This window comes from Vibrio sp. WZ-1 (assembly GCF_052037695.1).
Classification (GTDB): Bacteria; Pseudomonadota; Gammaproteobacteria; order Enterobacterales; family Vibrionaceae; genus Vibrio.
In genome coordinates this window covers 1-11,868 of the sequence record NZ_JBQEQR010000027.1, presented here as the reverse complement: position 1 = coordinate 11,868, position 11,868 = coordinate 1, and the positions used below count along the sequence as shown (strand labels likewise).

Sequence of the window (11,868 nt, the reverse complement as noted above, 5' to 3'; positions counted from 1 at the left end):
GTAGCCTAGTTATTCTAAGCAAAATCCTCTCAACAAAGAGTAAAACGCTTTTAGCCGAACCCTTCGGGCAGCGTTTGTGGCTCCTTTCTACTGCGTTATCGGCTTATCAGGTAGGGCAACTACATTTCAAAGCCTCTGCCTCTTTCTTAGTTTATAAAGAAGGAAGAACCCACAAACTGCTGCAAAAATCAGCTCAAAAGGTCAACAGACCCTAGAAAGGCTATTGCCAAATCAGCGACAGTGGCATGTCTCCATGAAAGTGGTATTGCAACTGCGCCTGTAATAATTCAGCGGTCGCTAGTGCATCGGTAAGTGCATGATGAGGCTGGTAAGCCGGCAAATGGTACCTCTCACGCGCATGCCCCAAACGCACCGAACCCGGTTTTTTGCCTTTTAGTTTGTTCAACCAACCTTCGCACTCTCGCCTCTGAATTGCGTATTCAATGTCTAACGTGTCTACAACTGGAAATTGAATCCCCTCACCTATGCTGTTTAACAAGGCATTATTGAAGAATTGTCGCTCGATGTTTTTGTAGTGCACTACGACAATCTTACCTGCCAATTCACCAAGAATGGCATCAAGAATTTGATCAAGTTGCGGCGCACTCTTCACTTCGGAATCGGTAATGCCGTGAATCACCACGGACTCTTCATTCAATTCTCGATTTGGATTCACCACCCAATGGCGTGAGCCGCTGCACTGCACTCGCCCTAAGGTAAATGGCACCAAACCTATGGTGAGAATGGCGTCTTCCTCTGCGTTTAAACCCGTGGTCTCAAAATCGACGGAGACAAACGGTACCTCTTTTAAAGGCGTACCACCATTCACAATAGGCGCAGAGTAATAACGTTTTAACCGAGTATCTTTCGCTTGCTCGGAAAGTTGCTCAAACAATGCTGGCCAATCTGGAGTTTGACTGGTGTTAAGTAAATCGCCCGCATCCGGCTTCTGTTTCGAAAACCACATCATTTGCCACTTCTCTGATAACGAAACTTAATGTAATTCTGTGCGTTACTTAGGATTTGGAATGCGGCTTTCAAGTTACGACGTTCAAACTCCGACATTTCTTCTGGCTCGATGTTGTTATCGGGCTCTTCTCCATTTTCAATATCCAGTGCTTGGTGTCGGATTCGCACCATATAAATCAATTCCATGGCGTCCTTTAAGTCCATGCCTCGGCCTTTAGGTAGAATGCCCGCGTTATTGATGTCATCCAGACGTTCAAACGAGTTTTGCGAACGAGAGCCAATTGCCAAAGCATGCACGCGAATCAGATCCGCCATTGGTGCGGTACCGCGACGCTTCAAATTAATGGAATTGCGATGGCGTCCGTCTTTCTCCATAACAAAGTCTTTGAAGAAGCCAAGCGGCGGTGTTCGGCGAATCGCGTTATACGCCATACAAGCCAAGAAGCGACTATTTTTCTTGGCACGACGCACAATGAATCCGCTCAATTGCTCAGCCCATTTCACACGTCCGTGTACGCCAAGTAAATCAAAGAAGATATTGCAGTGCAGAAGTCGCTCTGGGGTTGGGTTATCAATCCAGTTCGCAAAGCACTCTTCCCATTCTGAACGTGTTTTACGCCATTCTGGGTTAGTCGCCATGATGTCACCCGTACAGTAGGAGTAACCGCACTCCGCCAAACCATCACAAACAAATTTGGCAAACTGAGCAAAATAGTTACCGTGTAACGCCGGATCGTAGCTATTATCCAAGATCAGAGCATTGTCTTGGTCTGTAACGATAAGCTGCTCATCACGCGCCATTGACCCCATCGCCACCAAACAATAAGGAACCGGCGCTGGACCTAATTCTTGCTCCGCTAACTCTGCCAGTCGTTGTTTAAAACTGCTGCCAATGACCGACATTGCACGCCCTACCATGTGGGCGTTCGCGTCTTCACTTACCATTCGAACAAAGCAGTCTTTCACTTGTTTAGAAACCGCTTTGAGATCTTCAACTGAGTTTTGTTGGAAGATAGAGCTCACAAGCAACAAGCTGTTTTGTGACTCATAACGAACAATATCCGTCATACTGATCACGCCAACAGGCTTTTTATCTTTAAGAATAGGCAGATGATGGACGTTGTAACGTAGCATTGTCAGCATGGCTTCAAACACGTAAGCACTGTAATCGAGCGATACGACGTCGTAGCTCATCACTTCACTGACAGGAATGTCGCTGTCTCGTCCTTCAGCTAATACACGTACGCACAGATCTTTCTCGGTCAAGATACCAAGCAATTGGTCATCGTCGTCTTCGGTAATGTCTTCTGGCGCCCGGACAATCAAAAGTGCGGTGACGCCCTCTTCCGCCATCAATATTGCTGCCTCGCGTACCGTTGCACTGGCTTCTAACGTCACAGGTTCACGGCTTAGGATCTTACGCGCTTTCGCCGTGGTAAAATCATTCCCATCTGAGTGGTTTGACACGGCGGTACGCAGCCTCGCGCTATCTTCCAACTCCATGAAATCGGCGAAGTTTTCAAACTCGTCACACAACTCAGTGAAAATTTTCTCTGGAATGCAATAAACTAAGGTGTCTTCAATCGCTTTGGCTGGCATACGGACGCGGTTGTTCATCAACAACCCCATTTGTCCAAACAAGCCACCAGCATCGATACGGTTGTACAACTCCCCTTTGCGGCGTAAGATTTCAACCACGCCACTGCGGATCATGTATAAATCACGAATGTCACCGCCTTTCTTGAGAATGTCCGTCCCTGCGCGGTAATACGCGACTTCGGCATTCATTGCGATGTTTCTTAGGTGCTCTTCCGGTAAATCATCAAAAGGTGGGTATTGGCTAATGAAATTGAGTACTTCTAATTGCTCGGCTTCCATTCTTTATTCCATGCATTGCCTAAACTAAGGCGATAAATATCACCAAGAAAATAATCACACAATAAATAAATCAAGACGTTAGATAAAAAAATTTTCAACCATCGAAAAGCGGAATAATGACTGATGATTATTGAAACGAAGGCATCTTAGTTACTTTAATTCATCTAAAACCCAGAACTAAAAACCACCACCCATTCATTAAGTAAATAACTCAAAATGCAATGAAAGCAATCGTTTTCTTGTGATCTAAATAACATATTGAACCTGATTACAAAAATCCGTATATTGCGCCTGCCTACGCGGTACACCCTACAATGCACAACGCTATCCCGCTTCCACTGGTGCATTGATATTGGTGTTTAATTACATCCATGCAAAACAAACCTTCCTCTTTTTCTCGCTTTTTTAAAGAATCGGGCGCTTTGTTACACCTATCGATCCCTATCATTCTGATGCAACTTGCCACTCAGTCGATGGGATTTATCGATACCACCATGGCAGGCCAAGTGAGTGCTGCCGACCTTGCTGCGATCGCTCTTGGCACCAGTTTATGGCTACCCGTTTCGCTATTGCTTCGCGGCATCATCATGGCATTAACGCCTGTTGTGGCTTACCATCGTGGCGCACAAAGTTTGGATAACGTACGAATCGCATTTATTCAAATGCTTTGGTTGTCTGCGTTCGTTAGCGCAATTTTGATTGTTTACCTATTACTCGGTGAATCCATTCTCGTTGGCTTAGGCGTTGCGCCTGAGATCATTCCTATCGCGAGTGACTATGTGGTCGCATTGGCGTTTGGTGTGCCGGGCATTGCGCTTTTCTACACCTTAAACGGCTTCTGCGAAGGGATGAATAACACCCGCGCTCCAATGCTAATTTCTGTGATTGGTTTGTTGGTAAACATCCCTGTTAACTATATTCTGATTTACGGTAAATTCGGCATGCCGGCATTGGGTGCCGTTGGTTGTGGCTGGGCTACGAGCTTGGGTTACTGGCTGATGTCAGCCCTATTGTTTAGCTACATTAAGAGCCATCACCACTACAAAAACATTCTGCACTTCGCTGAGTTAAAACCGGTATGGCAAGAGATCAAACAGCTGTTCAAACTCGGCATGCCAATTGGTTTGAACATTGCGGTTTGTGGCAGCATCTTCGCAGTGATTGCGCTATTGATTGGCCGTATTGGTGCTGAGAACGTTGCGGCGGCGCAGATTGCACTGAACATCTCTAGCATGACGTACATGATCCCAATGAGCCTTTCCTTTGGCATCACGATTCGTGTTGGTCATGCTTTGGGTGAACAAAAGCTTGAAACAGCTTCACATCGCAGTTTGGTTGGTATTGTCACCGCTGCGCTACTGTCGCTGATTTCAGTCGGCTTCTTCCTGCTATTCCCAGAGTGGATCATTCGTTTGTACACCACAGACCCTATAGTTTCCGCAACGGCGGCTACTCTGCTGACGTTTACTGCGATGTACCAATTCAGCGACGCGCTACAGACCTCTGCAAACGGTGCCCTGCGTGGCTACAAAGATACTAAGATCCCGATGATTCTGGCGATTCTAGCCTACTGGGGCTTGGCGCTTCCACTGGGTATGTTGCTGGGTATCACGGATGAAATCGTTCCTGCAATGGGCGAAGAAGGTTTCTGGATTGGTATCGTAACCGGCTTAAGCACTGCAGCACTTGCAATGCTGATTCGCTTGTCGCTGGTAATTAAGAAGCACAACCAAACCGCAGAAACGAATACCGCTTCGCAACCTGAGTTAGCGATTCAATAGCGACGAGAGCGTTGATCGTTTCAATAAGAAAGGCTCACTATCGCAGTGAGCCTTTTTGTTTTTTGCCTTACTAGCCTTGTTTACTTACCGTTGAACTATCACCAGCATCGTTGATTCTGTAGCCGAGTTCGGTAACTTTCTGGCGGATTTCGTCAGCTTGTTGGTATTCCTTCTGCTTTTTCATTTGCAAACGCAACTCTACCAATTCCAATATCTCGCGAGGGATTTCTTCTTCCTCTAGCTTATCAATCACCAAGCCAAACACATGGTCAAAATAGCGCGCCGTTGCCTTTTTATCTGCATCGCTTAATGCACTTCCAAGCAACTCCCACATCAATGCCATCGCTTGTGGCATGGCTAAATCGTTGTTGATGAGTGACATAAAACGCTCAACATACGTTTGGTCGACTTTGCCACCTTCGGGTAGTGCCGACACTTTCGTTTTCAGGCGTTTCAAAGCTATTTGCGCCGCGTCCAAGCTCTCCCAAGTAAAACTCAAATGACTGCGATAATGACTGGTCAGCACCAAGTAACGGTAAGCCAGCGGGTCATAGCCTTTCTCGATCAAGGCTTCAAGACGAAGTGACGTACCGGACTTGGAGATCTTCTCTTTATTAAGTTGAAGGAAGAAGCCATGCAGCCAGTAATTCGCTTGTACGTGTCCATTCTTTGCTTGGCATTGGGCAATTTCGTTGGTGTGGTGAACTGGGATATGGTCTTCCCCACCGACATGAATATCGAACACTTCACCTAGGTACTTCTCTGCCATCGCAGAACATTCAATGTGCCATCCCGGAAAGCCGACTCCCCAAGGGCTTTCCCATTCCATTTGTCTTGGTGTATCGCCGCTAAACTTCCAAAGGGCAAAATCGGTTGAGCTCTTTTTTTCTGCCATTTCGACACGGATGCCCGCCTCTAATCCTTCACGATCAAGTTTGGCAAGTTTTCCGTAATCCGGAAGCTTCGCTGAATCAAAATAAACGCCATCGGAGGTTTGATAGGTGAAGCCCTTTTGCTCAAGCTCTAGGACAAATTCAATCTGTTCTTGAATGTGCTCGGTAGCGCGACAAATGATGGAAGGCTTGACGATATTCAAGCGATTAAGGTCATCTAAAAACACGTCTTCAAAATACTTTGCGATTTCCCAAGCAGACTTGTTCTGTTTTCTCGCGCCCTTCTCCATTTTATCTTCACCGGTATCGGCATCAGACACCAAGTGGCCAACATCCGTGATGTTCATTACGTGGTTTACGTCGTAACCGTTGAGCTCTAGCGTACGTCTTAACACATCCACAAAAAGGTAGGTTCTCAAGTTCCCTGCATGCGCATAGTCGTACACCGTTGGGCCACATGCGTACAAACCTACTTTACCTGTTTCGATGGTATTGAACGGCTCAAGGTTGCGCCCTAGTGTATTAAATAGTTGTAATGTTGGCTGACTCATATTGTTATTCCTTTAAATGCAAAAAGGCCGCGGATGAAAACGTCGGCGGCCTTAGGTATATCTGTATGATTTTTTGCTAACTAATAGCTACGCGAAAGCCGCCGCACGTCTTGGGAGGTGCAGCAACAACAATTAGTCGAGATAAAAATAGCTAAATAGTTCATACCCAACACCCTAAATAAGAAATCTTTAAAAATCAACCCTGTGCTAATTTGCCTCTTAAATGACATTAATTCGCGACAAGTAATCTTCACATACCCACCCTTACAAACCCATACCAATCATTACAATTAAATCTATAAATAAGCCTTATATTTCACGTTTGTTTCACGTTTCATTTGATACAAGACGCACCATAAAAATCAAACACATCGGTAGATTAGGGAATATTTATGAAGAAGCCCACATTTGGGCCTTTACAGCCTGTTGCTGTATTTGCGCTTTTTTCGCTTGTTTTTTTATCCATTTCGAGGATTTTACTGGCCATTTGGCTCTCTGACCGAATCGAATCTTTTAACGACTTAATCTACATTCTTGGTCAAGGGCTCCGTGTTGATTTTGCAACCGTTTGTTGGTTGTTTATCCTTCCTGGCTTGCTATCTGCCCTATTGCCTGTGAAAGGAAAAATTGGCGATTGCTGGAAATGGGTATTGCGCTGTTGGATGGTCGCCGGGCTATGGATCTTGGTCTACATGGAGCTCGCAACTGCACCGTTTATTCAAGAGTACGATCTGCGCCCTAACCGCCTATTTGTTGAATACCTTATTTATCCAAAAGAAGTGTTCAGCATGCTTTGGACGGGTTACAAGTTAGAGCTATTTATTGGTACTCTTGGCACTGTGATTACACTATTGCTTGGTTGGAAATGGAGTAAAAAGCTCACCGACAACGCCCAACAAGTCAACTGGAAATGGCGTCCTGTACTTGCGATTTTAGTGGTTTTGATAGGTGTTGCTGGCGCTCGTTCATCTCTAGGTCACCGTCCACTAAATCCAGCAATGGTCGCGTTTTCGAATGATCCGCTGATGAACGACCTCGCGCTTAACTCTTCTTATTCACTGTTGTTTGCAGTCAACAATATGAAATCAGAAAAAAATGCAGAACAGTTCTACGGCAAGATGGACGACCAAAAGATGCTCGACATCGTTCGTGTCTCTTCTGCGAAGTCTGATTTTGATCCATCAGCCCTTCCAACAATGAACACCAACCAAGCAACTTACCAAGGGAAACCAAAGAACTTGGTGATCTTGCTGCAAGAAAGCTTAGGTGCGCAATTTGTCGGTTCACTTGGTGGTCTTCCACTGACTCCTAACTTCGATAAATTGATGAACGAAGGTTGGCAGTTCACACAGATGTACGCGACGGGTACTCGCTCCGTACGTGGTATCGAGGCAGTGACAACAGGCTTCCCGCCATCACCATCGCGCGCAGTGGTCAAACTAAGCAAAAGCCAAACAGGTTTCTTTACTATTGCTGACTTACTGAAAAACCGCGGTTACCACACTGAGTTTATTTATGGTGGTGAAGCAAACTTCGATAACATGAAAACCTTCTTCTTCGGTAACGGTTTCGACCAGATTGTGGAAGAAAAAGACTACGAGAACCCAGAGTTTGTTGGTTCTTGGGGTGTAAGTGATGAAGATCTTTACACTAAAGCGGACCAAGAGTTTGAGCGCTTATCGAAAACTGACAAACCTTTCTTTAGCTTGGTATTCACCTCAAGTAATCACAGCCCGTATGAGTACCCACAAGGAAAAATTGAGCAATACGACGATGAATACATGACTCGAAACAATGCGGTTAAATATTCCGACTATGCTCTGGGAACATTCTTTGACAAAGCGAAGCAATCATCATACTGGGATGATACCGTTTTCATCGTCATTGCTGACCACGATGCTCGCGTATTCGGTGCTAACTTGGTGCCAGTGAAGCACTTCCACATCCCTGCTTTAATCATCGGTAAAGACATCAAGCCACGCAAAGATGACCGCATTGCAAACAACATCGATATGCCACCAACACTATTATCATTGATTGGTATTGATGCCAAAACACCGATGATCGGCCGTGACTTAACTAAGCCTCTTGCTCGTGAAGACGAACGTGCAATGATGCAGTACGATAAGAACTTTGGTTATCTGACTCGAGACAACCTTGTTGTGTTTTCACCAGGTGAAAAAGTATCCACTATGAAATATGACTTTGTTAACCAAACGATGAAGCCAATTGAAGTCGATCCTACTGTGGTTGAACGCGCGAAGGCCAATGCGTTGTTCGCCTCTAAAGCTTATCAAAACAACTGGTACTCTTCTAAGGCCATTAACTAATTAGGCAATAGGAGCGCATCATCATGCGCTCCTATTTACACTGACTAGTAAAACTAACATAAGCTAAGCCTATCTATTGTTCTGAACGTGCCGTCTGCGTGCTTTCTTCAACTTCCTTTTTGTCCACTCAATCAAAATTCCAATTTCAAGCTCAGATTTAACTTAAGAATTCTTAGCTCTATTCGAGTGAAATTGGGGGATTTATCCAATCAATAAGCATAAATAATCATGAAAAACGTTTAAATAGGCATTTCCTTTAGAGGGCCAATAAATTAGACTCAATATTGCGTCCAAGATTGTTTGAATTATTGATAAAAAGGAATGCCCATGAGCTCAAGTATGATCCTTAATGAGTCGCTGATTGAAAGTGGTCGTGATATCCCACTGCAAGAGTTATTGTATGCGAAACGTGTACTCGATAATTACATGTCGGTAGCGAAAGAAAGCAGCCCTTTAGAACTGCTTACGGAAATGAAAGTAGCGGCAAGGAAGGTGGAATACTTCACCACCAATGATGCCCCTTGCGAGGCCCGCAATGTGATTAGCACTATGATTGATAAAATTGATAGCGCGGAATCATTTGAGGCGTTTAAACAACTCGCGAGTACACCATCTCAAGCGTTGAATGAACTTATTGAAGATCGCGCCAAGTTGATTAAGCATGAGCGAGAACTGCTTTTAGCTTCAGGTTACGAGAGTTGTAACTAGTGCCATTGAAAGGCGCCTAGTCCCCAAATATATAAAAAGAGTGCAAGGAAGGTCTCATCCACACCCTCCCCTTTAACAGTAGGCAGCGCAATAACATAATTCCGCTGCCTGCTTTTCTTGCAACACATATATTCAAAGTAAAACCAGCGATAAATTCTAAATGTTAAGGCTCTTTCTAAACGCTTTAGTCGTTGCCTAACTATAAATGGAAACTAGTATCAAGAATTAGGGCTTAGATGCAATTTTTTGGAAAAAAGACAAAAGCTCGAAACAAAGATACTGTAGTAACAGGTCATCATCAGTACACGATAAATCCAAGTGAAACTTAGTAGTAGCGCCCTTTCCGGAAACATCAATCAACAAATTACGAGTATCACCGCTAATGGTAGGGATACTAAAGAAACGCAACAATGCCTCTGCTTGGCCAGAAGCTTCCTCAAACATTAAATCATGCTGGTACTCAAGAAAAACCTCTTGGTCCTGTACTACGCATTTACAACATTCAGGCCGAAAATACTCGCCAAATTGTCCTTCAAGCTGAGCAATATTTTCCGACACAATAGCAAGACGATTATTTAGTTCATTTAGCATTTTGCCACCTCTGTTATAGTTCACTACTTATATTAAAGCTCATGAATACAGGTTTAGCCCTAATCTTAAACATCTTACCGGTAGCTATAACGCTCTCTTAAGAGTAAATGCGATCCCTCCAAATTTTAGCCATTGTGCCGTACACACAAAGATCCACCTTAAACGTGAACTACTAACTTATGCGGTCCTCATAAATTGATTCCTTACTGGAACATACAGCAAGTTAATGAATTATCCACCAACCAAAGCAACGAGAAGCTGTTCACAAAACAACCCAAAACATATTGACCTAAAATAGTTATGCTAAACCCAAAATCATCGATGTGAATACCTAAATATTTCGAGGAAAGTCCATAGCCCTCTCCAATCAAATGCGCAATTGATCTCATAAAAATTGCCAGTTATGTTAGTCCAAGCTCCCTAAATAAAGGTAAATTACCATGGAAAAATTGTTTAAGTCGGCTATTAAAAGCAGCAAGAGGACCCCTGTAACGGCTCTATTCGTACAGAATGGTTTTAAGATCACCATGACGGATTTTGATGATGTTGTATTCGAGAAAGATGATATAAAGGTAAATGCACATTTTGACCTTAACTCAAACTTAAAGTCAGTAATGCTGTTGCCAAAATAGAATTGTAAATTCCGAGACATAGCTGGCTTTGAGATAAAAAGCCAGCTAGCACCCTGTTGAGTGATGAATAACGGATTACTGAAGTTACTGTAAACTGCTATAGAAGAAGGTTATGCGCCTGCGCTCGAAGCTCTTCGGACTCTTTCTTCGAGTAATCGACACCGTTCTAAGGTGTTAAACTGTTTATCTGATAGGCGTGTGAACTGGCACTTCCAGTTCCGGATTTGTTGGGCACTGATGCCCAGCTCCTTGGCAACGGAGACTGCTGTTCGACCAGAAAGACTTGCCAGACGAACTGCTTCTTTTCGGTGTACGATGGGTTAAGTAGGTGTGAACAACGCTACCACCTACCTAACCCATTGTGCCGTAAACGCGAAACCTAACTTTGATCTGAAAATGCCAAGCGTTCGGAATCACTCTTAAATTGCTTTATTAGGCTTCTATTAGTTACGACTCTTGATCGTAAGAGTATGTGGCAACACAACCGCTACCCGCAGGGTGGAGCAGCATTAATACTCCCCCTTTATTTTTCATCCAAATATAGTCACCAGTTTCGGCTGTGTAGTCAAAACTGGAGTTTTCTTTGGCATATGCTAAACAAGATTTAGTTGTATGTAATACACCAGTTAAATCATAGTGACATTTTTTGCCTTCTTTAATAAAGGTGGTTTTATTAAATACAGAATCACCTTTAGAGCCCCAGGAACTAACCATTGACAAAAAGTTAGGGTTACTATTATCAACAGTAACATTAACTCGAATATCAGTACCTCCGGCATTTTCATAAACTTTCTTTATTGCCGAATCACAACCTTTAAAGCCTTGTTTATGTGCTTGGTTCACCGCAAAGTTGATGAAATCAGGGTCTCCAGCAAAAGATGAGGCGGAAAGTAATGTTAACAGTAGTACGCTGGTTTTGCTTTTCATATTATCACCTTGATTTATAAGAACAAGAATCATAACAATATGAAATAAGTGGCATTTTGATTTAAATCATAATCTATGTCCTGAAGACTAACGCCCAATTAAGGGGTGAACAACACAATACTGAAGTCGCCGTAGGCCACCTTATACGCTGAACGCAACGCATAGCAAAAATGCCAAGCATTGCGAACCACTCTTAAACAGTTTGTTATGTGCATGATACCACGGCACTATTTTGTATATTTGACAACGAATCCTAATACAACACTATCTATATTAGACAAAATGTGACCTGTATCTAAACTTAACCATAGTGATTAAATAGTAATCACAAACATTCTCAACAGAGGGACTGAATAATGGCTAATTCACTTTTTGAAAGATTAGGTGGAAATGTTGGTATCACCGCAATTGCAAATGACGCGGTTGATAACCATATTGCAAATACGGCTATTGCAAATAGATTTATGCTTGGATTCAAGTACGAAGTGCGACACCTCTGAACATAAAAACAGTGAGATGCGATAATCATGAAGTTTGCTCCCGCCAAGAAGTAAAAAACATGAAATACACACACCTCACTGAGAACGAAAGGTATATGATTTCTGCGC

Annotated in this window: 12 protein-coding genes; 6 read left to right on the top strand and 6 right to left on the bottom strand. The window is 43.6% G+C overall.

Annotated features, from left to right (window positions below):
• On the top strand, positions 1-215 hold a 215-nt coding region (locus tag ACTS60_RS00525; protein WP_440886755.1), incomplete at its 5' end, for a hypothetical protein.
• A 5-nt stretch (positions 216-220) separates the two neighbouring features.
• Here the strand turns inward: ACTS60_RS00525 and ACTS60_RS00520 are convergent.
• Together ACTS60_RS00520 and ACTS60_RS00515 are read right to left on the bottom strand one after the other, a co-directional pair.
• Positions 221-970 (bottom strand): 3'-5' exonuclease, encoded by a 750-nt coding sequence (locus tag ACTS60_RS00520; RefSeq protein ID WP_440886754.1) that lies wholly within the window; start codon positions 968-970, stop codon positions 221-223.
• On the bottom strand, positions 967-2,847 hold the full coding sequence (locus ACTS60_RS00515; RefSeq protein ID WP_440886753.1) for a DUF294 nucleotidyltransferase-like domain-containing protein: 1,881 nt from the start codon (positions 2,845-2,847) through the stop codon (positions 967-969). Before ACTS60_RS00515 ends, ACTS60_RS00520 begins: the two co-directional genes overlap by 4 nt.
• Before the next feature lie 371 nt (positions 2,848-3,218).
• On the opposite strand from ACTS60_RS00515, the gene ACTS60_RS00510 reads away from it, so the two are divergent.
• Complete coding sequence (locus ACTS60_RS00510; protein ID WP_440886752.1) at positions 3,219-4,628, top strand: MATE family efflux transporter; 1,410 nt, start codon at positions 3,219-3,221, stop codon at positions 4,626-4,628.
• A 70-nt stretch (positions 4,629-4,698) separates the two neighbouring features.
• Here the strand turns inward: ACTS60_RS00510 and cysS are convergent, their stop codons facing one another.
• Complete coding sequence (cysS, locus tag ACTS60_RS00505; RefSeq protein WP_440886751.1) at positions 4,699-6,072, bottom strand: cysteine--tRNA ligase; 1,374 nt, start codon at positions 6,070-6,072, stop codon at positions 4,699-4,701.
• A 392-nt stretch (positions 6,073-6,464) separates the two neighbouring features.
• On the opposite strand from cysS, the gene ACTS60_RS00500 reads away from it, so the two are divergent.
• Together ACTS60_RS00500 and ACTS60_RS00495 are read left to right on the top strand one after the other, a co-directional pair.
• On the top strand, positions 6,465-8,402 hold the full coding sequence (locus ACTS60_RS00500) for an LTA synthase family protein (protein ID WP_440886750.1): 1,938 nt from the start codon (positions 6,465-6,467) through the stop codon (positions 8,400-8,402).
• 327 nt (positions 8,403-8,729) lie between these two features.
• A complete protein-coding gene (locus ACTS60_RS00495; protein WP_440886749.1) occupies positions 8,730-9,110 on the top strand; it encodes a hypothetical protein in 381 nt (126 codons plus the stop codon).
• Positions 9,111-9,335: 225 nt separating this feature from the next.
• Here ACTS60_RS00495 and ACTS60_RS00490 read toward each other — a convergent pair whose 3' ends face one another.
• Positions 9,336-9,701 (bottom strand): hypothetical protein, encoded by a 366-nt coding sequence (locus ACTS60_RS00490; RefSeq protein WP_440886748.1) that lies wholly within the window; start codon positions 9,699-9,701, stop codon positions 9,336-9,338.
• 440 nt (positions 9,702-10,141) lie between these two features.
• On the opposite strand from ACTS60_RS00490, the gene ACTS60_RS00485 reads away from it, so the two are divergent.
• Positions 10,142-10,333 carry a hypothetical protein gene (locus ACTS60_RS00485; RefSeq protein ID WP_440886747.1) on the top strand — a complete coding sequence of 64 codons (192 nt, stop codon included), beginning with the start codon at positions 10,142-10,144 and terminating at the stop codon, positions 10,331-10,333.
• Between the two features lie 110 nt (positions 10,334-10,443).
• Here the strand turns inward: ACTS60_RS00485 and ACTS60_RS00480 are convergent, their stop codons facing one another.
• Together ACTS60_RS00480 and ACTS60_RS00475 are read right to left on the bottom strand one after the other, a co-directional pair.
• A complete protein-coding gene (locus ACTS60_RS00480) occupies positions 10,444-10,650 on the bottom strand; it encodes a transposase (RefSeq protein ID WP_440886756.1) in 207 nt (68 codons plus the stop codon).
• Positions 10,651-10,780: 130 nt separating this feature from the next.
• Positions 10,781-11,260 (bottom strand): hypothetical protein, encoded by a 480-nt coding sequence (locus ACTS60_RS00475; RefSeq protein WP_440886746.1) that lies wholly within the window; start codon positions 11,258-11,260, stop codon positions 10,781-10,783.
• A gap of 356 nt (positions 11,261-11,616) precedes the next feature.
• On the opposite strand from ACTS60_RS00475, the gene ACTS60_RS00470 reads away from it, so the two are divergent.
• Positions 11,617-11,760, top strand: coding sequence for a hypothetical protein (locus ACTS60_RS00470; RefSeq protein WP_440886745.1), 144 nt, complete (start codon positions 11,617-11,619; stop codon positions 11,758-11,760).
• Positions 11,761-11,868 lie beyond the last annotated feature (108 nt).